Here is an 18,941-nt window from a genome sequence, read left to right on the forward strand (position 1 = left end):
GCCACGAGCTGGGTAGCTCGTAAATGAGCCGATGAATTCCAAGTAGAAAACTCTCCATCAAACCCGGGGCTTGACACAATGTCTTGAAGAACCGCTCAACTGTTGGCTTATCGGTGGGTTTGTGAGGAATTGCCGGCTGAATCGTGATTCCCAGCCGCGCGCAAGCTGAGGTCACATGAGAGGACAGGTAGACTTTCCCATGATCGACAACGATCGCTTCCGGCAAGCACGCCGGCAACCCAGCGACTCGCTCTTGAAACACACCATCCGGCTCTTCGGTACCAATTAGCACATTGCGCGGAACTCCATGGAACGGCCACGCACCGTCATCATCACCGTTCGGCTGTGGAGTCACACATTGGTACAGCACATTCGCGACATCCGCTGCGGTCGTCGACACCGGAGTCAAACATAGACCCAGAATGCAACGAGTGAACAGGTCCTGAGCAACAGTCAGTTCGACAGGCACCCACCTCAAAGTGACCGGTTCCATCGCGAACACGTCTAGCGGCGTCGTATCCAGAACCACATACTCACCCGGCCGCGTTGCCCGCAACCGGCCGTACGGGCCCCGGGGACGATCGGCAACTGACCGCCGCTGTTTCCCACTGCCGAACGCATGTCGACCCTTCGACAGCTCCTTCAGCCGACGATACGCACTCTACCGAGACGGAGTGCCCACCACTCCCGGTCCGTGCTGCTCGTCAACCCGTTGCTGGATCTTGTCTAAGACAACTCCCATCGTCGGAGTCGACCGAGCCGTATATTCCGCCAGAACCTCGGCGCAGGCAGCATCCCACCGCGAGTCGATACCCGTGGCGTAGCGTCCAGTCATTCGACTGTCAGCAAGACCAGCCAAACCGCCGCTACGATAGCCGGTCATCCAACGCTCCAACGTGCGCGTCGACACATGCGCCGAGGCTGCAGCCTCTCGCAGTCGCTGCTTCAACGAGACATCACCGTCATACTCCAACAATGGGCGTACGACCGCAGCACGCTGATCCAACTTCGCTCGCTGAGCCGGACTCAAATCACTCAACACAATATTCGATGCAGGCTGATACCACTCATCTTCTGCAGCCTGAGTATCGGCACCGATGATTTTCGCGCCCTCTAACAGCGACAGCGTTGCCACCGAACGGAACTTGTCGCCACGAGACAGTTGTGCGGCGGCTGCAGAAATGGAAGCGATTTCCCACATGTCGCCTTCGAACCACACTCGTTTGCCCACCGAGAGTTCAACAACCGACGCCATCGGCGATCTCCTCAAATATTGTTCCTGCACGCTGGTATGTCCCCAGCGGGGCATCGAGGTCAATTTCGTTTTCCCCTGACCACGCCCGATAGCGGTCACCAAACGACATGCCGCCTGCTCCGTCAATTTGTCGTACGTCCTGTGGCCCGAACATTGGGAGACGGCGACTTGCTCCGAGTGCCTTGATGTTCGCCAAACGGCGGGGATCGTCGCCGGACCACACTTCGTATCGCCAACCTGCCGCTTCGCAGACCTGTCGTGTCCAGGCGAATACAGCCGCAACTTTCGGTCGACTGACGAATTCGGCGGGTTTCACATCGACTACGGTCGATCGACCATCCGATCCAGTCAGCAGGAAATCAGGGACGTGCCGACGAATCGCTTGCCCGTCGCGGCCGCTCAACCACATCGGTTGGCCGGAGATCCAGACAACCCGGGGGTCGAAGTCAGCCACCCACAGTCGGTCAAGTTCCAACCGGCTCTCGTACGGTACGTGGCCGCCCGTTGTCGCAGACCAGAACAGGCCTGGGTAGTGACGCTGACGTGCATAGGATCTGGGCGATCGGACCGGTAGACCCTTCGAAAGCCGGGTCGTGTCTACGGCACCAACAGTCGTCGTGACCGAGGAGCCCTCCTCGGTGAGATAGACCAGTTCCGTCTCAAACAACGACTTCGTTGTCATGCCTCCAGCTTCCTCGCTCCGACATGAAATTGAGAACTCCGACACGCCACCGACACGAAATTGAGATTCCGACACGAAAACCGAGAACCTACATCCGGCCGCACACTTGACACCACCTGCTAGACTCGATTTTGACTCGGTCAAACGGAGCTCGCTCCGGAGGGCAGAGGCCAAAATTAGATCTACCAGATGTGTAAGTATTTCCCTCCCCTTCATCCCCAGACATCACCAGGCTTCTCCCTGGCGAAGCATGACGATTCAAAGCACTTTCGCACGAGAGCACAGAGAGGGCCGGCACCCCCGATGACTGGGTGCCGGCCCTCTCTGTGCGTCTGCCAGATCGACTGCTACACGGGTTCGATCTCCTCGGCCAACCACCGCTCATTGTGGTGCCGCAATCGCACCTTCATCGTGAAGGTGTCATAGGTGATGGTCACCCACACGGCGTCTGCAGTGGAGGCCTGTTCGTCGAGCTCCACGCTTTGGTATGTCCCCTGTGGAACGTTGCGGATGTCGACCGACTCATATGATTCAGCGAGACGATCGGTCATCATCTCGCTCATCGTGTCGGTCCACTCTTCTTGTCCCCCGCTCGTGTCGACGAACGCAATCGCCAGCTGCTCGGCTGCCTGCTTCCAGGTCTTGAACCATGGCTCGTCGACGGGAAGGTCGCCCGGGCCCGATTCCGGTTCTCCGCTCTCACCCTGCTCCTCTGTCAGCCGGTCAATCTCATCCGGATCAAACTCGGGCTCCTCGGACGGAGTCGCAGTCGCCGAAGGAGCCTCTTCTACTTCCTGAGCGGCTCGAGTCTCGTCTCGATTGCGGAGCCCGTTGAAGATGAGAACCCCGACGAGCACGACGAAGACTCCCAATGCTGTCCACTGTTTCCAGGACCATGGTTTCACTGTCATCACTTCCTATCGCTGGCCATGAGTGTCTGGCTGCTCACTTCGGGTAGCCCCAGTACTCCCAGTGCCAGGGCTCAGGCAGGGACCCGCCCGGCTCGGCCCAATCCGGATGCTTCCATCCATATTTCGTGGCGTTGTCTTTCATCCAGTTGTATTCCTTCGAACCAAAATTGTTGATGCCGGTGCCCAAGTCCACGGCCATTGCCCACCCGTGATTTGAAGTGCCTGGAGTCGCTGCCCACTTCCCTTTGCGCTTCTTCAGCTCCACCTGTTCGGCGTAGGTCCGGTAGGAGTCGGTGACGCCGATGTTGTATCCGAACTTGGCTTTGAACGCGGCATTGAGTTTGTTGAAGTCAGCGGCCGCATCGGGTCGTAGATACTCGCCTTTCGCCCATGGGATCTCGTCGAGTTCCTCGAGCGGGATTGTGCCGTTGTCATAGCCTCCCCATTTGCCGGGTTTGGTCTTCCCGTCACGGTCGTCCCAGTCACCGGAGCCTCCACCGCCACCGTCGTCGCACTCCACCGTGGTGCCTCCGACCAAGGCACGAGCTACGCTTTCGTGTTTGTCATAGGCATCGGGGAACGCAGATCGCTGCACCTTCTGGGCAGCAGTGCCTGGCTTCATCTCTTCCCACCCATCGATGTTGGTCAGGCCTGGGATGTGATAGCCCTCGGGTCCGGCGGCCGCGGACTTCTCAGCTTCGCTCAACCCCTCCAGAGTGATGTCGACACCTTTGTAGAAGATCTTCGCTGCGTAGTCGATGTCGGTGACCTGTTCGAGTGTGCCGTACCAGCCTGGCTTCTGACGCTGTTGGAAGACCCCTGCATCGCCGTCCCCGTTGGGCTGGTCAATCCCCGGAGCCGCGCCCAGCTGAGATTCCTGCATCGCCACCATGATTGCCACGACCGCGGCCTCCTCGGGCATCTTCTCCTCCTCGGCAACCACGATGATCGCTTCGGCGTTCTTGCGCATCGGCGCGGTGACGTCTTTGACTACGTCATCGCCCTCGACCACCGCGGAGCAATCACCGCCACCCGAGTCTTCGCCGGAGCCAGCCATCAGCGGCACAAACATGATCAGACCGCCAGTTCCGACGATGACGACGAGGGCGAAGATTGACCCGGCAATGGTCCACAGCAACTTGGCCATCGCCTACACCGAAGCCATAGCCTTGCCCTTGCTGGCGCTCGGGCTCACGGGAGGTGTTGACTTCTTCGCGTTCGCTGCATCCGCGATCATCTTCTGCAGCTCCTTGTCCATCGCATCCATCTGCTTCGGCTTGCCGCCGGGCAAATTGTGGTTGCGGGGGTTGACCACTGATGGGCCGGCCCTCCTGCTCGAGGATCCGTGGGGCCAGGAGCCTCCCTTGGACTGCTTCAGGCGCTGGTTCACACGATCTGCGGCGCCAATCGTCGTGGTGCCGATGGTGACGGCCTTGCCCACTGCCGCAGTCGGTGGAATGTAGGTCATGACCTGGCCGGCAACCTCCGCACCCTTGAGAACACCGCGAGCGACCTTCGCTCCCGCCTTGGTCTTCGGCTTCTCCTCGACCTTGGGCTGGGAGCTGGGCTGCGGTGTCGACGTGAGCTCGGTCGGCTGTGGAGACGGAATCACCTGTTTTTCCGCAGCTCCCGCTGTTGGAGTCACCGGGGAGTTGGACGGATTACTGGGCGCAGAAGGCGTCGGCGCGGGAGGTGCGCTGGGCCCTGACGGCCCTCCGCTGGGAGCGACCGAGGTCTTGCCGGCAGGTGCCGAGACCGGACGGGGCACCGTGTTTGGTGCCGACGATCCCGAACCGGAGCCCTTGAACTTGGCCATCAGGCTCGCTGCACCTTTGACCGCCTCGACCGCAGCCATCGCCTTGAACGGGCTGGCCTGGACCGGTGCCGGCATCGCCCCTCCGCCTGTCATCTGGTTGAGCGCATCGCCGAGGCGATTTCCTTGCTTCTTCAGCTTTCTGCGCATCACGAACGCGATGATCAAACCGAAGATGAGCAAGACGTTCACCATGATCTGCCTGATCACGTAGACCTGGGTGGGGATCGTTTCGAAGAAGTCTCTGGTCAGATTGATGTAGACGGCGATGAAGACGAGGAAGAGAACAACGTAGAGGCATTCGAGGCCCGCGTGTGAGATGTTGCGCCATGCGAGGCCGCGGATCCCGCCTGAGATCACGCCGCCGGGAGCTGTGAACATGAATTTGATGGCTTCCCACATCGCCATGATCGCTGACCAGACGAGCAGTGCCAGGAGTCCCCCAAGGAAGAAGTTGAGCACACTGTTGCTCAGCAGCACCATCACAGCGAGGCCGGCGGAGAGCATCGACGTGTTGTCGGCCCATTCCTTCAGCGGCTTGTGGCAGTCGCCCATTGCCCCACGAGGATCAGCACCGTCCTTGATGCCCATCTTGGCTTTATCCCCCTGGACTGCTTCGGTGTAAGTCTCCTCGCAGTCCGTCCCGTCGACGATCTGACCGAATGAGAGCACCTGGTGTGGTTGGCGAACGAAGATGTCGATCAGTGGGGCGATGATGGCGTTGTCGACGTTGAGGTCGCTGTCTCCGGTGGCTGCTTCCGGGTCGACCAGGACCACAGCCGCCTCGGATCCGTACTTCTGGGCATTCATCAGAGCTCCGTCATCGCCTGTCAGCAACGAGACCGGGTTGGAGAGGACTCCTGTGGCCAGACCGGCGACGATCATCGCGATGAAGATCTGTCCCAGGGCGCGGATGGAAGCACCTTTCAGCGCCATGATGCCGGCGATCAGTCCGGCGATCACACCGAACAGACCGACCCATCCGATCGAGCCGATGAACTTCTCCAGAGCGTCAGCCACGTCTTGAATTGGTGGTGTGATCCAGTCCAGCCACTCCATGTTGAAGATCGTCTTGGCGAAGTAGAGCAGCAGGCTGATGATGTAGCAGTAGCAGACCCAGAGCAGGTTGGTGATGGTGAAGGCTAGGAACCCGGTCCAGTTCGTCATTCCTCCCTCGTCGATGTCGAGGTCGAGGAACCAGCCCATCTTCACTCCGTGGGAGTCTTCCATGTTGAAGCCGGGGAGGAACGCTGCGGGAGATCGGGAGTCCACGAGGCCATCGGCCACGGCTGGGCCGGCCGTCCAGAGGAGTATCTGAAGCAGCCCGATTCCGAGGAGGATTCTGCCCTTCCGCGTGGTCCGCAGCCACATGCTGATTCTGGAGAGCGTGCTGCGGACTTTTCGGAGCTGGCGCAGCTTGTAGGTAATTGCGTTCATGGTCATACCTCCGCGAGCATCTCTTGCTGCTCCCGCAGAGCTGCTTCGCCAGGGGAGGCTTTTGCCGCGATGTGCCGGATTTTTCGGGCTGGTGGGAGCACTTGGATTCGGCCGGGACGGCCTCGGGAATCGCGCATGAATCCTTCACCGCGGCGGTTTTCGTCGACTCCGTCTTCACCGTTTTCCAGCACGGTGACTGGCGAGGTGTCCTCTGTCAGCTCTTTGACGAAGTCTTCGAAGGTGTCGTCTGTTTCGTTGAAGCCCAACCATTTGAGGGATTTCCTCGCGAGATTGTCGTCGCGATGGCGCATCACAATCCGGGTGGGAATCAGCCCACGTAGGGTGTCAGAGCCGAAGTCGGCCTCGGGATCGTGCGAACCGAGAAGAACGCTCGCGAGAGCCTTGCGTCCCTCACGGATGAACGTCATGATCTCGGCCTCGCCCTCAGGCGACCCTGTCACGTGATGTGTTTCGTCGACTCCAAAGATGGCCAGCTTGCTGCGATCGGCGAAGCAGTACCGTCGACCCAGCGCAGCCAGCAGGGCGTAGACCGCACGGCCGAAAATCTTGTCCAACCGCATCTGAGTGAACAAATGCTCGCTCTGCAACTCGTCCTTTGTCGGCAAGTTCACGCCGCGGGTGGCCGCGACGACGGCACGCGCTCTGATGTCCAATGGCGGGAGCAAGTCATCAAACATCGCCCGGGCGAACTTCTTCTGAGCGAAGTTGCGCAGTTTCTTGCCGATGGCCTTCGCGTTCTCGACTTCGCACGCATCGCTGAGCATGTGCTCAAGAAGCGTCGTCGTCGAGTCGATCCCGAACGCGGTGAGGTATTCCGGGTCGAGGAGTTCGGACAGGGCCGTGCCGTCCGTCGATCGCAGGTCCAGGCTCAGCAGGGGCGCGAGGAAGGACTGGAGTGCCTCTCCCCCTTCTTCTTGGCCCAGGATCCGCAGCGGGTCGATCGATCGTTCCGGTTCCTTGAAGTCGACGATTTCGGACCCGACTACCGATTTGAGATAGATCGCCCATTCCGCCGAGTCTGAGTGGTCGATCATGAAGGCCGAGCCACCGCGGTCGACGACGCCTCCCACGATCTTCTTCATGCAAAATGATTTGCCGGCGCCGAGCTCGCCGGCGATCCCGATCGAGGCTGACACTTCGAGAGTGGTCGAGGCACCCTCCAGGTCGAGGATGACGATGTTGTTGCGCCCGCCGCTCCGGTTGAGGGCGAAGCACATCCCGATATCGTCTCCGAGTGCGTTCATGGCCATCGGGACGCTGCTGGCGGCGTTTCGAGAGGTCGTCAGCTGTGCGTAGTCACGGACGAGTCGGGATCTAACGGAGCCTGGCTGCATCGCGTCCCACAGCTCTTCTTGGCCGCCGATGGGCATATGCAGTTTGTACTCGAAGACGTTCTTGAACCATTGCGACAATGCCTTGGCGTTGGCTTTACTGCTGGCGACGTCGGCGCCAGATACCGCGAAGATTGAGGTCACCTCGACCTCGACCTCGTTTTCAGTCGAGTCGAGCTCAGCCACATATGCTCGTTGCTCGGCCATCGAGCGGTCGAGGTCGGTCCGGCCGAGGGCCGCCTGGTCGCCTTCCCGCTGGTCGACCTGCTCGTAGACCTTCTTCGATGCCGAACGGTTCTTCCGCGCTGCGTTCTCCTTGCTTGAGATCTTCCACCGGTCGACAAAATCGACCTCTAGGCCTGTTTCATCCAACCTGTTCAGGTACTCGGATCCAGGAAATTCGACGCCTCCAGCGGGAACCCCTGACAGGGCCAGCAGCGTCTGATAGGAAGACTCGTCTGAGCCGGGCTGGGTCACTTTCAGTACAGGCCGGGTTTTCGCGATGTGCACCGTCCGAGCAGTCTCGTCTGACTGAGCTCCTTCATCGATTACAGGAGTCGGAATTACCGATCCCTGCTGTGCGTGGAGGATGGTCTCCTCGTCTGTTCTCTCGTTGATCCCCATCCGCGTTCCGGGTACCGCGAAGTCGACGGACAGCCCCCTGGACTGAGAGTGGTGGGCGATCCAGACGTAGTCCGAGACCGTGGCACGGCGAGGGTTGAAAGCTTTCGGGAGGAAGTCCTCGATTTCCCGCATCTGTCCCATGCGGAATGCGATGTCCTCCTGCGGCGGCAGCCCAGAACCGAGATCTGCGGCTCGCGTGGCTTGCCTCACTCCCGCCTTGAGCGGTTCGGTGATCATCTTCAACCCGGGGTTGGAAAGGGGCACGGCCATCCAGAAGGCTCGTGAGCCCATCGGGACGTCCTCGAGCACATCCCAGGTCGCCTCGACCTCCGCTGCCCACTCCGGAGCTTCGTTCAGATCGATGCCTTCAATCATCCGGCGCACAACCCCCGCGGGCCCTTCTGCTGTAGTCAGACCGAAGAGCAGAACTTCACCGCGCAGCTGCTGCATCATGACTTTGTGCAGATCCCTGACGGTCTTTCGGTCGCGTTTGCTCCTCAGGCCGTAGGCAACGCCTCGCATGCGCCACATGGCCCAGACAGAGCCGTTGTGAGTCCAGAGCAGATTACCTTGGAGATGGGCGTAGGTGTCGTAGAGGGTTGAGGTGCCGGTAAACATGTCAGCTCACTTTCTGTGATTGGGCGATAAGCCTCTCGAGACCCGTCCGTGGGAGCTCTGTCACGGACTGCGGTTCAGGTGATACAGGCTCGTCCTGTGTTGTGGGTGTCGGGTCTGGTTCAACAGCTACGTCTGCCTCCGCAGGTGCTTCGGTTACGGGATCCCCATCAACCAGTGCATCGGCCTCAAGGAAGAGAGGCTGCACGGAGATGGCAACGTTCGCTCGGTGAGGTCGACGTAGCCGAGGCGCTTTCCCGTGGTATGTCCCCGTCCGTGGTGACTGCAGAGCGTTAACGAAGCTCGACACCAACGCGGTTGGATTGCGTGCGTCGAGAGGGATCTGACCGGCCAGAAGTGCCGCAGATATGGCTATGACTGCGCCAACCAGCAGGTCGGCAAGGATCGCTCCCGTCGACCACATACCGTGGAAGAGATACAGTCCGGCTCCAGCGATAACGAGAGCGATGAGCTGGTAAACGGTATAGGGTCCGCCCCAGATCTTCGACCCATCGGGCATTTTTCCGATAAGCATCGGAATTCGACGAGCTTGACTGAAGAACTTCGCAACCTCGGGTGTCTGCTGGCGATCCGTCGTGCTCATCCCACATCAACCACCGTTGGCAGATCCCCAGCTGCATCGATCATCAGCACTGCCGACGAGGGGGTGCCCATGACCTGTTCCTCGACCTTGTCCTTGCCGAAGTCGATGTTGGTTCCGCCCCAGTAGACCAATACTCCAAGAACGAATCCGGTCACTGCTCCCAGCACGGTTCGAGTGCGGAAAGCAATAATCAAGCACAGAATTGAGGCGATGAGCAGCAGGAGTCCGTCGAACGACTCGGTGAACTCGTCCACCTGATCGTTAATCCAGCCAGTCACTCCGCCCTCTGCCACAACGGCTGGTGCCGTGTATGCGAGGTTCGCGATATCGGTGTACATGATGGGTCATCCCTTTCAATTGGTGGGGGTGGGTTCCGACGACCCTGTCTGGGTCGACGGGGGCTCTGAGGGTGAGACGTCAGCCTCATCGGGTGATTCCATAGCGGGCGGCTGCGTCAGGGCTTTGACTTCCCAGCGGCCGTCTCGGCTGAGAATGCTCATCGAGTACTGCAACGGAATGCTTTCCCCAGCCGCGGTCTTGCCAACGGCGGTGACCAGAATGTCGTTGGCATCCCCCGCAGTCGGCTCATCGACCTCAACGGCAGTGGCTTGCACCTTAGAGACGGTCACCGAAGTGAACGCAGCTGGGTCGACCGGAGCGATGTCACTTCCTGGGGTTGTCAGCCGGGACACGTCTCCGTCGCCGGCCAACAGGGCGTTGAGGAATTCGCCGCTCATCACAGCGATGGCACCAGTGGCATTGAGGTCCTCACCGTAAGCAGGCGCCGTGCCGGGTGCCGGAGATGGCAGAGACACCATCGACGGTGCCCGTTGAGCAATTGCCTCACCGCTGGATTCCACGTGTACGGGAATCTCGAAATGGCGGGTGGTCCATGTGACTTTGTCGTCCTGACCCTTGACCTTCTCGGTGGACTTTGTGTCCACGGCAACGACGACAGACCACAAACCTGATTCGCTTTTCGTAGCGCTGACGACAGACGGACGAGCAATCTCCATCGCCTTGGTCTCAAAACCTCGAGTCGATGCATCCGCGAAGTACTGTCCAAGTGAGTCAGAATCTGCGCGGGTAGCGGTCAGCCACTTAGAGACCACCATGACACCGAAGGCGCCGGCACGGTCGTGCTCAGTCAGTGCGGCCGCATCAGTTCCCGCTTCTACCGCCGGAGGAGGCGGGGCCGGCTCGTCTTGAAGAACCTGAACGAGGGCGACTGGCCCGCAAGCGATGGCTGCAATGACTGTGTACCCAACAGCTCTGCGGATCCACGCATTGTGCTGGGTAGAGACCATCACCCGGCCAGCCGGTGGTTCCTCTTCATCGCTCTCAGCGGTCTTCTTCGCGGCCTTCTTCGCGAAGACCTGCGGAAACTGAAACGGCTGCTTTCGGGAGCGCCGCGGTCGACGTTGCTCCTCCCCTGCATCGACACCATCTGCATCATCGGCCGTGTCCTCGGTCGTTTTCGTCTTCGTCAGCAGTCCGAGCATGATGTTCCCTCCTCGTTGTGCAGCACAGTGGAAGCGGGCCCGGAAGGAGCCACATCACCTTGAGTCCCGCCTCCACTGGCTGGTTTTGTGCAGGAAACCTCGTCGATCCTGCTGGCTTTGGTCACTGCGGGGATTCCTTCCGCAGCCAAAATGCGATGAGCCGCTTCTCGAGCGCACGGGAGATCCTCTTGCAGAAAGTTCGACAGAGCGTCTTGACACGCGAAGGACCAGGGGCGCTCCACAACCGCCTGAGCGAGTTCCTTGAGCCTCTGCTCTGCGGTCACGGTGAGCGCCATATCCGGGATATTCGCGGATGTCATCAGTCCTCCTCTGGCGGGCCTTTACCGATATAAGCCCTCAGAAATGGCCAGATCTGACACCAGTGGCAGAACTTTCTCCAGAATTTTTCGCTCAGATTTCATGCCTTCTGACCAGGAACGATGCCGTTAAACGAGACCGGATCGCGTGGTATGTCCCTTGAACACTTCGCAACAATCGAGAATCCAGCCGAGAGCGGCTGAGGAGCGTGGGTGGCACCACATCACGAACAAGGAGCCACCCATGTCACGCACGATCTCCACCACCCCGCACTCTCTGCGCCAACTCACTGAAGAGTGGAATGAACGGCGCTACTCCGACGCAGCTCGACACCGTTTCGACGAATGGACCGCCCAGTACCCGGCACTGCGAGGCTTCGAGCTCGCAGAGATCCCCTTCCGGATCTCCACACTCCCCCGCAACGAAGCCGACGCCATCCTCCACAGCCTCATCTCACTCGCCCAGGCGGGGCATTCCCTTGCCGGCCGTTGCATCCTGACCGCCTTCGCCCCGCGCATCATCCGCCTGGTCGACCACCCCTCGGTGAAGGCCCAGTACACCGATCGCAACGACATGTACGCACATGTCATCGCAGCCACCTGGGAGACCATCGGCACTTACAACCTCGCCCTCTCCACCAAGGTCGTCGCGAACTTCGCAATGGGCATGCTCAAGCACGCGGTCCCCTACACCGTCAGCAAGGTCGCCAAACACGAAACCTGCTGCCTCTCCCCCGACGAAATCCACACCTACAGAGCCTTTGAGGACTCCCCGCACACCGATTCGCGCTCCGCTGCCGCACAGGTCGACGTCATCCTCACCTGGGCTGAGGAGAAGGACGTCCTCACCCCAGCGAACATTGAGCTTGTCCGGGCCTACTACCTCACCCACACCGGCCATGAAGCTCGCATCGAACTCGCGGCTCGCCTCGGAATCAGTCGTGATGCCCTGTACCAGCGGGTTCACCGGCTGCTCTCCCGCCTCCAGTCCGCCCTCGCCAACCACATCAAGCAGGACAACATCTCCTGACACCTGCCTGCATGTGGCCGCCCCCTGCGTACTCTGGCGGTCACTGGCTATGCACCCTGACATCTTGCTTACACTGGCCCCCTCCGGCCGCGCCGGGCTATATCTTGTTATATCTTGTTGACTCTGGTGATATAGCCATATATCTGGCTATTCATGGTGGCGTCTGTCGGATTCTGGTTATCTTGCCAGACCTCTGGTATGTCCCCCAGTTTTCTGGCACGGTCTCAATGCGTCTGCATGAATAGCCCTTGCTTTGGCTTACACACCATGTTTCTGGTGCTGCTTTCAATCATCCCCAACATGTTTTAATATATGTGGTGATATACACCCACATCACCGCACACAGCCTTAGATCCTGGGAGGACACCAATGCTCACCGCGGCACAGACCAACGCACTCAGGCGCGTCGTCACGATCATGAATCAGAAGGGGGGAGTGGGCAAGACCTCCACATCGACGAATACCGCCGGCGCTCTTGCCTCGAACGGCTTCAAGGTCTGCCTCATCGATCTCGACTCCCAGGGCAGCGTCGGAGCTGACCTTGGCTTCAAATCAGCCGGCCTCGGCGATAACGGCGCAACCCTCTACAAGGCAGTTTCGTTCGGTGAAGAACTGCAGCCATTGAAGAACGTTCGACCGAACCTGGATGTCATCCCCGCCGGAGACCACACTGGAGACCTTGCGGACTTCTTCCAGTCCCGGAATCGTAATTCTGTAGGCACCCAGCTCGCCGAGACTCTTGCACCTCTGGCACCTCGGTACGATGTGGTCCTCATCGACACGCCACCGAACTCACCAGTCCTCATGGACCAGGCTCTCCTCGCCGCCCGCTGGCTCCTCATTCCAACCCGCACAGATTCCGAATCCATCGACGGTCTCACGCGACTCGCACAACGAATCGGTCGGATCGCTGAGCACAACCCCAACCTCACCGTGCTCGGAGCACTCATCTTCGGCACTTCAGGACGATCGACAGCATCCGGCATTGTCGGCAACGCGAGGAAGGACCTCGAAGGAGTCCTCGGCGACGTCGCCCCGGTCTTCGACACCTTCATTCGATACGCAGAGTCGCCAGCCCGAGCCAGCCGTGAACGCGGACAGCTCGTTGCCGAACTCGCACAAGCTCTGATCGAAAAGCATGACGCCTCTGACCTCACCAAGAGCGTCATCGGGCTCGCAGACGACTACAAGCGGCTCGCCGAGGAGATCGTGCGGGCCCTGGCCAACGCAGAAGAAGAAGCTGCTCGAGCTGAAGGAGTCCAGGCATGAGCACCGAGGGACTCGGCCGAGATCGGTCACCAGCTACACACCAGACCAACGCCTTCGCCATGCTGAAGAAGACGGCACAAGACGAACAGCCCGCCCCGGCAGCCGCTCCTGCGCCGAAACCCGAATCTGCAGGTGAGGAAACCACACACGAGAACAAACCGAAGACACCGACAAAGGCGAGAACGAAGAGAGCAACAGAAAGCCGACCTCGCAAGGCCGAAAACACCGGGGGAGTGGAACCGCCCGAGCCCACGCCCACTCATGACGAGACCGAGGTGCCGCAGTCGGATAGCAAAGAGCGCGTCACCGAGCTGGTGACTCTCTACATGCCGCTCGATCTGCGTGCCGAGTTCAAACGCCGCGCCAAGGCCGAAGGTGCCACCCACCCGGGCCTGGCCTTCACCGCGGTCGAAGTCGCCTACCCCGTCCTCGACGAAATCCTGGGGCAGATCGTCTCCCGTCCCGTGGAAACCCCCACGGTTTCACTGTTCCAACGCGCAGGGACGCAGGCTCGCGCCCGCACCACCCACAAGAAGGACTACGGCGACCTCCAGTTCCGGATCACCAAGACGAACGCAGCCATCCTCGACGGTCTGGTCGAAGAGTTCAACGCACCATCACGCAACGTGCTCATCACCACCGCAATACGCCACTACCTCAACTACCCAATCACCGATGAAGAGTAAGGACCCTGCATGACCACCGAAGTGCCTCCCCGTCCTACCGAGGCACCCAACCCCAGCCCCGAGGTCCCAGCTCGGAAGGCGAAGAAGAGAGTGAATCTCACCTACGTCGCCGGCGCCGTGGTGCTCATCATCCTCGGTGCTCTCGGCGTGTACTTCGTGACCAATCAATTCACGAACGCCACGCAGGTCGTCGCAGTCACCGACACCCTCAAGCGTGGAGACACTATCGAAGGCGGAGACGTCACAGCATTCGACATCCCCGAAGACCAAGCCGGAGGATTCGTCTCCGCTGAGTCCATCCAGGACCTCGTCGGCCAGAAGGCTCTCGTCGACATACCCAAGGGCTCACTGATCACCCCAGAGTCAATCGGTTCGAACGTCACGCCTCCCAAGGGATATACCGTCGTCGGTTTGTCCTTGGCACCTGGCCAGCTCCCCAGCACTGATCTCACAGCCGGTGACGCTGTTCGCATCGTCGATACCCCGGGCGCCCAAGGAGATCTGCCAGAAGGAAAGCCCCTGGCCACGACAGCGCAGGTGCTCTCCACCGGCACCATCGACCAGTCCGGCAAGGTGCTTGTCGACGTGCTCGTCTCCACAGATGACGCACCCCAACTGGCGGCCCGAGCGTCAACCGAAACGATTGCGCTGATCCTCGATGCGCCCGGTGAAGAGAGCGGAGGCTCTGACGATGCCTAGTATCGGACTCAGCAGCATCGCAGGCGCCCCCGGTGTCACCACACTCGCACTCGCGATGTCATACACCGCAACGACCAGCACTCTGATCGTCGAAGCAGACACGTCGCGGTCCTCAGCGATCCTATCGGGCTACTTCCAAGGCACAGTCGCCCCCGACCGCGGGATCCTCGAGCTCGCAATGAAATCAAGCACTCATCGCCTCGAACCCAAGGACCTGTGGGAAGAGGTCCTGCAGATCGATTCCGATGGTCGCCAGTACCTGATGCCAGGCCTCTACGACCCCACCGCGGCGAAAGGAATCGACCACACCGTGTGGTCCACTCTCGGCGATTGGACACGGTCCATGTCTGGGGGAGTCACTCCGATCATTGACTTCGGTCGACTCTCCCCTCAGGACCGCAGGCAGGGGCTCCTGACCTCTGTCTCTCATCTCGCGATCGTCTGCCAGGCGACCTTACCCAACGTTCTCGCGCTCCAAGGAGCCCTCGCCTTCCTAGACGAACTCCTTCCCCCCGACATGATCGACAGCCGGCTGGGGTTGATCCTCGTAGAGCAACCGGGGATCGTGAACTACTCCGACCGGGAGATTGCTCACCGCATCGGAGTGCCCGTGTGGGGGAGGGTCAAGCACGATCTGAAGACAGCGATGGCGTTCTCCCATCACACCCGTGACCTCGCCGAGAGCCGAGCAGACCGGCGCAAGGCCATCCGCAAATCACCGCTCCTGCGGTCGGCTCAGTCCTTGCACGCATCGATCAAAGCCCGCGACGAACGCGATGCCCAGATCGTCACACCGGAAGGAGCCGATGCCCTGTGACTCCCCGCAACGAAGATCCCGCTGCACCGACTCTCGACAGCATCCCCGATTTCACCACCCGCCGGGCGCCGGCGTCGGCGACTGTACCGAACCCTCACTTTGCTGCAGCCGCACGCCCGCCCGCAGCACCGCCTCGTGCAGTCCCGGTCGTCGCTACTCGCGAATCGGAATCGGCTTACACCGACTCCACACCCATCGACTGGAAACTCGTCACCGAGCTGCGCATCAGCGCTTCTGAAACCCTCGCCGCCCGCTTCGGACATACCAATGCCAGCCTCGGGGAAGTCTTCGCAGAGACCAACCGGGCCGAGCTCGAGCACGCGGCCAAGGACATCATCAAGGACGCCGTCCAAAGCCGTCGCCGAGACACCATCAGCCGAGGGGAGAACTGGTCAGACGGCTTCACCTTCAGATTGCACCAGGCCGTGTTCGATGCGATCTTCGGCCTCGCCCAATTCCAGAGGTTCGTCGATGACGAGACGATCACCGATGTCCATATCGACGGCATCGACAACGTGTGGATCATCCGCGGGGACGGCACTCCCGAACGGTGGCTCGAGCCCCTGGCCGAATCCGACACCGATCTCATCGCCCTCGTCCAATACTTCGCCACGAAAGAGGGCCGAGCTTTTGACCGCGCCAACCCCCGCCTCCGCCTGGCCTTGGGTACCCATGTTCGTCTCACCGCCGAACACCCACCCATCGCCCGCAGAGTCAGCGTCAAACTAAGAATGCACCGCACGGTCGGTGCCACCCTCGAGTCTCTCGCCAGCACGGGGATGCTCACCCACAGCGCCACGGACTTCCTCCGTGCAGCCATTCGAGCTCACAAGAACATCGTTGTCGCCGGCGACCGAGGCGTCGGCAAAACCACGCTCCTGCGCGCGCTGGCCAACGCCCTCGACCCCGCCGAACCTCTCGTCACCATCGAGGGGGAGAGAGAGTTGCACCTCGACCTCACCGGACACCACCAGATCGCCACGAGCCTCGAAGCCCAACCTGGAGCGGGCCTGGTCGACGTCACAGGCCGACGTACCGGTGAGATCGTTGCCGACGATCTCGTCGAAGACTCCATGCGCCTTGGTGCACAGCGCGTCATCGTCGGTGAAGTCCTGGGAAGCGAAATCAACGCCATGTTCCAGGTTATGCAGGCCGGCGCCGGCTCCCTGTCCACCATCCACTCTCGCAGCGCCGGGGATGCCATCTCTCGTATGGCAGGGCTGGCCCTCAAATCCGGCAACGTCAACCCTGAATGGGTGCACTCCGAGATCGCGGCGCACATCGACTTCATTGTCTACGTCCGCAAAGTCATCGACGACAAGAACGTCCTCCACAGGTGGCTGTCCGACATCGTCGAAGTCGTACCGACCTCCGCGGATCCGGTCCGTGCCACGATCAATCCGATCTTCGAAACCATCGGCCGCACCTACACGGCAGAGCTCACACACCCACCCTCAGACTCCGTCAAGCAGGAACTGGGCTGGGCTGGGCTACCCGAGAACTTCTTCACCAGGAGCGCATGATGACAGCCCTCATCGCCTCCCTGTCGACTGCGGCAATTCTCACGGGAATCTTGCTGGCAGTCCTCTCGACCCGAGTCTCACCACTCCGGAAGAAGACAGCCCGATCCACGCTTCCGGGTGCGCGCAAGAAGACGCTGGTCCTGATCGGGGCTGGGCTCATCATCGGAATCATCATCGCCATGATCACCGGCCTCGTCCTCGCTGTCATCATCACTCCACTGGCCTTTGTGGGCGTGCCCTATCTCCTCGGTGGGGGAAACGGAAGGTACCGGATCCAGCGCTTGGAAGCCCTCGAAGCCTGGACCCGCACCCTCACCGGTCTGACCATCACTGGTGCGACCATCGAACAAGCACTGTCCGCCAGCTATTCCACCGCGCCGAATGAGATCAAGAGCGAGCTGCAACACCTCATTCAACGAATGGATGCGGGATGGTCGACTCCACAGGCACTTACCGCCTTCGCGGAAGAGCTCGACGACCCCACCGCCGACTTCATCGTGGCTGTGCTGACCATGTCGACGACGATGCGCGGCCCCGGCCTGGCAGACGCTCTTGAGGACCTTGCCAGCATTGTCGCGCAAGAGGCGCAGGCACGCCGCACGATCGAAGCCGACAGGGCCAAACCACGGTCCACGGCTCGCTGGGTCACCATCATCGTTGCTACCGGACTCGCCGGCTTCACTCTCACCGGATACCTCGCCCCCTACGCCGAAACAGCCTCCGGACAGGCCATCCTCGCTGTCCTCATCGGCTGCTTCATCCTCCTGCTTCTCTGGATGAAGAACATCGCCAAGGACAAGCCGGCCCCCAGAATTTTGGAAGGACCAGCATCATGAGCACACCACTCATCCTCGCCTCAGGCGCCTGCATTGCTCTGGGGGTCGTAGTCCTCCTCTGGCGGCTGCTACCGTCGACTCCCGATCTCGGCGCAGCGATGAAGAACTTCAGCGGCACCGACCGCCGCCACTCCGATACGAAGGCCACCGGCCAGCAGGCCCAGATCGAGTCGTGGCTCTACACTCACGTTCCATCGCTTCTGCTGGCCCACATGCCCACCCGCAATCTCGACATCGTCGGCACCAGCTACGCTGCTCACCTGACCAAGAAGGTCACCGTTGCCGGGGCCCTTCTGATCGCCCCAGTCTTCGTCAGTGCCGCGCTCTGGGTCATCGGGGTACCCATTCCTCAGATCACCTTGCTGTCCCTGCCACTGGCACTCCTCGGATGGTTTCTCCCCGACTTCGACCTCAGCAAGCAAGCGGCCAATGCTCGAGAAGAGTTCCACCTCACCGTCGCGACCTACATCGAGCTCACCGGGATGGCCGCCAAGGCAGGGCTCAGCCCCTCACAAGCCCTTGAAGTTGCAGCCGAAAGCGGAAACTCCTGGGTCTTCGAGCGTCTGCAGAACGCGAACTTCCGCTCACGCTTCGCCTCGGAACAGCCGTGGGTGGGGCTCACCCGCCTCGCCAAGGACTCTGACGTTCCCGAGCTGACCGAGCTCGCCGACATCATGCGAGTCGGCGCCGAGCAGGGGTCAGTCGTCTACGAGTCACTTCGAGCCAAGGGACGAACACAGCGCCTCGGGATCCTCAACCGCGAATCAGTCACCGCGAACGAAGCCACCGAGCGAATGACGATCCCCATGACACTCCTCGGAATCGTCTTCGTGCTCATCCTCGTTGGACCATCGCTCATAAACCTCCTGACCGCCTGAGCAGAAAGAATCTGGATGACGATGTCAGATCCCCCGCTCTCCCTTCGCTTATATACATAGACAGCTCTGTAGACCCACTAGATGTGACACT

The 18,941-nt window shown here is 60.7% G+C and carries 17 protein-coding genes and 1 pseudogene; 8 read left to right on the forward strand and 10 right to left on the reverse strand.

Annotation, left to right across the window (positions count from 1 at the left end):
- The 10 genes and pseudogenes from IIE29_RS16960 to IIE29_RS16170 form a co-directional block, all read right to left on the reverse strand.
- Positions 1–469, reverse strand: a pseudogene (locus IIE29_RS16960) (hypothetical protein); the annotation flags it as partial.
- A 192-nt stretch (positions 470–661) separates the two neighbouring features.
- Complete coding sequence (locus tag IIE29_RS16965) at positions 662–1,255, reverse strand: COG3415 family protein (RefSeq protein WP_246476013.1); 594 nt, start codon at positions 1,253–1,255, stop codon at positions 662–664.
- Positions 1,239–1,937, reverse strand: a complete 699-nt coding sequence (locus tag IIE29_RS16135) for a TnsA-like heteromeric transposase endonuclease subunit (protein ID WP_209326323.1) — start codon at positions 1,935–1,937, stop codon at positions 1,239–1,241. Before IIE29_RS16135 ends, IIE29_RS16965 begins: the two co-directional genes overlap by 17 nt.
- Positions 1,938–2,284: 347 nt before the next feature.
- Positions 2,285–2,848 (reverse strand): hypothetical protein, encoded by a 564-nt coding sequence (locus IIE29_RS16140; protein WP_209326324.1) that lies wholly within the window; start codon positions 2,846–2,848, stop codon positions 2,285–2,287.
- 34 nt (positions 2,849–2,882) lie between these two features.
- Entirely contained in the window at positions 2,883–3,995 is a 1,113-nt protein-coding gene (locus tag IIE29_RS16145) for a M15 family metallopeptidase (RefSeq protein WP_246476014.1), read from the reverse strand.
- A gap of 3 nt (positions 3,996–3,998) precedes the next feature.
- Positions 3,999–6,098, reverse strand: coding sequence for a hypothetical protein (locus tag IIE29_RS16150; RefSeq protein ID WP_209326325.1), 2,100 nt, complete (start codon positions 6,096–6,098; stop codon positions 3,999–4,001).
- 2 nt (positions 6,099–6,100) lie between these two features.
- Complete coding sequence (locus tag IIE29_RS16155; RefSeq protein ID WP_209326326.1) at positions 6,101–8,692, reverse strand: ATP-binding protein; 2,592 nt, start codon at positions 8,690–8,692, stop codon at positions 6,101–6,103.
- 1 nt (position 8,693) lies between these two features.
- Positions 8,694–9,293 carry a hypothetical protein gene (locus tag IIE29_RS16160; protein WP_209326327.1) on the reverse strand — a complete coding sequence of 200 codons (600 nt, stop codon included), beginning with the start codon at positions 9,291–9,293 and terminating at the stop codon, positions 8,694–8,696.
- On the reverse strand, positions 9,290–9,631 hold the full coding sequence (locus IIE29_RS16165; RefSeq protein WP_209326328.1) for a hypothetical protein: 342 nt from the start codon (positions 9,629–9,631) through the stop codon (positions 9,290–9,292). The genes IIE29_RS16160 and IIE29_RS16165 overlap by 4 nt, the downstream gene beginning before the upstream one ends.
- Positions 9,632–9,646: 15 nt before the next feature.
- Positions 9,647–10,795, reverse strand: a complete 1,149-nt coding sequence (locus tag IIE29_RS16170; RefSeq protein WP_209326329.1) for a conjugal transfer protein — start codon at positions 10,793–10,795, stop codon at positions 9,647–9,649.
- Between the two features lie 561 nt (positions 10,796–11,356).
- Between IIE29_RS16170 and IIE29_RS16175 the strand changes: the two genes are divergently transcribed.
- The 8 genes from IIE29_RS16175 to IIE29_RS16210 all read left to right on the forward strand — a co-directional run bounded on the left by IIE29_RS16175 (position 11,357) and on the right by IIE29_RS16210 (position 18,850).
- Positions 11,357–12,142: a hypothetical protein gene (locus IIE29_RS16175; protein WP_137210793.1), complete on the forward strand. Its 786-nt coding sequence runs from the start codon at positions 11,357–11,359 to the stop codon at positions 12,140–12,142.
- 369 nt (positions 12,143–12,511) lie between these two features.
- Positions 12,512–13,411, forward strand: a complete 900-nt coding sequence (locus tag IIE29_RS16180; RefSeq protein WP_137825992.1) for a ParA family protein — start codon at positions 12,512–12,514, stop codon at positions 13,409–13,411.
- Positions 13,412–13,644: 233 nt separating this feature from the next.
- A complete protein-coding gene (locus IIE29_RS16185) occupies positions 13,645–14,097 on the forward strand; it encodes a hypothetical protein (RefSeq protein WP_209326330.1) in 453 nt (150 codons plus the stop codon).
- Positions 14,098–14,106: 9 nt separating this feature from the next.
- Complete coding sequence (locus tag IIE29_RS16190) at positions 14,107–14,796, forward strand: SAF domain-containing protein (RefSeq protein WP_209326331.1); 690 nt, start codon at positions 14,107–14,109, stop codon at positions 14,794–14,796.
- Positions 14,789–15,613 (forward strand): CpaE/TadZ family protein, encoded by an 825-nt coding sequence (locus tag IIE29_RS16195; protein WP_023164811.1) that lies wholly within the window; start codon positions 14,789–14,791, stop codon positions 15,611–15,613. The genes IIE29_RS16190 and IIE29_RS16195 overlap by 8 nt, the downstream gene beginning before the upstream one ends.
- Entirely contained in the window at positions 15,610–17,136 is a 1,527-nt protein-coding gene (locus IIE29_RS16200; protein ID WP_209326332.1) for a TadA family conjugal transfer-associated ATPase, read from the forward strand. Before IIE29_RS16195 ends, IIE29_RS16200 begins: the two co-directional genes overlap by 4 nt.
- Positions 17,133–17,972, forward strand: a complete 840-nt coding sequence (locus IIE29_RS16205) for a type II secretion system F family protein (protein ID WP_209326333.1) — start codon at positions 17,133–17,135, stop codon at positions 17,970–17,972. The genes IIE29_RS16200 and IIE29_RS16205 overlap by 4 nt, the downstream gene beginning before the upstream one ends.
- Complete coding sequence (locus tag IIE29_RS16210) at positions 17,969–18,850, forward strand: type II secretion system F family protein (RefSeq protein ID WP_209326334.1); 882 nt, start codon at positions 17,969–17,971, stop codon at positions 18,848–18,850. The genes IIE29_RS16205 and IIE29_RS16210 overlap by 4 nt, the downstream gene beginning before the upstream one ends.
- Positions 18,851–18,941: the final 91 nt, after the last annotated feature.

This window comes from Brevibacterium renqingii (assembly GCF_017808095.1).
Classification (GTDB): Bacteria; Actinomycetota; Actinomycetes; order Actinomycetales; family Brevibacteriaceae; genus Brevibacterium; species Brevibacterium renqingii.

What these genes read in the sequence shown, in the direction of transcription:
- IIE29_RS16965 (WP_246476013.1), bottom strand. Translation starts at nt 1,255, where the DNA reads ATGGCGTCGGTTGTTGAACTCTCGGTGGGCAAACGAGTGTGGTTCGAA.
- IIE29_RS16210 (WP_209326334.1), top strand. Translation starts at nt 17,969, where the DNA reads ATGAGCACACCACTCATCCTCGCCTCAGGCGCCTGCATTGCTCTGGGG.
- IIE29_RS16170 (WP_209326329.1), bottom strand. Translation starts at nt 10,795, where the DNA reads ATGCTCGGACTGCTGACGAAGACGAAAACGACCGAGGACACGGCCGAT.
- IIE29_RS16150 (WP_209326325.1), bottom strand. Translation starts at nt 6,098, where the DNA reads ATGAACGCAATTACCTACAAGCTGCGCCAGCTCCGAAAAGTCCGCAGC.
- IIE29_RS16195 (WP_023164811.1), top strand. Translation starts at nt 14,789, where the DNA reads ATGCCTAGTATCGGACTCAGCAGCATCGCAGGCGCCCCCGGTGTCACC.
- IIE29_RS16145 (WP_246476014.1), bottom strand. Translation starts at nt 3,995, where the DNA reads ATGGCCAAGTTGCTGTGGACCATTGCCGGGTCAATCTTCGCCCTCGTC.
- IIE29_RS16155 (WP_209326326.1), bottom strand. Translation starts at nt 8,692, where the DNA reads ATGTTTACCGGCACCTCAACCCTCTACGACACCTACGCCCATCTCCAA.
- IIE29_RS16135 (WP_209326323.1), bottom strand. Translation starts at nt 1,937, where the DNA reads ATGACAACGAAGTCGTTGTTTGAGACGGAACTGGTCTATCTCACCGAG.
- IIE29_RS16190 (WP_209326331.1), top strand. Translation starts at nt 14,107, where the DNA reads ATGACCACCGAAGTGCCTCCCCGTCCTACCGAGGCACCCAACCCCAGC.
- IIE29_RS16165 (WP_209326328.1), bottom strand. Translation starts at nt 9,631, where the DNA reads ATGTACACCGATATCGCGAACCTCGCATACACGGCACCAGCCGTTGTG.
- IIE29_RS16175 (WP_137210793.1), top strand. Translation starts at nt 11,357, where the DNA reads ATGTCACGCACGATCTCCACCACCCCGCACTCTCTGCGCCAACTCACT.
- IIE29_RS16205 (WP_209326333.1), top strand. Translation starts at nt 17,133, where the DNA reads ATGATGACAGCCCTCATCGCCTCCCTGTCGACTGCGGCAATTCTCACG.
- IIE29_RS16180 (WP_137825992.1), top strand. Translation starts at nt 12,512, where the DNA reads ATGCTCACCGCGGCACAGACCAACGCACTCAGGCGCGTCGTCACGATC.
- IIE29_RS16140 (WP_209326324.1), bottom strand. Translation starts at nt 2,848, where the DNA reads ATGACAGTGAAACCATGGTCCTGGAAACAGTGGACAGCATTGGGAGTC.
- IIE29_RS16160 (WP_209326327.1), bottom strand. Translation starts at nt 9,293, where the DNA reads ATGAGCACGACGGATCGCCAGCAGACACCCGAGGTTGCGAAGTTCTTC.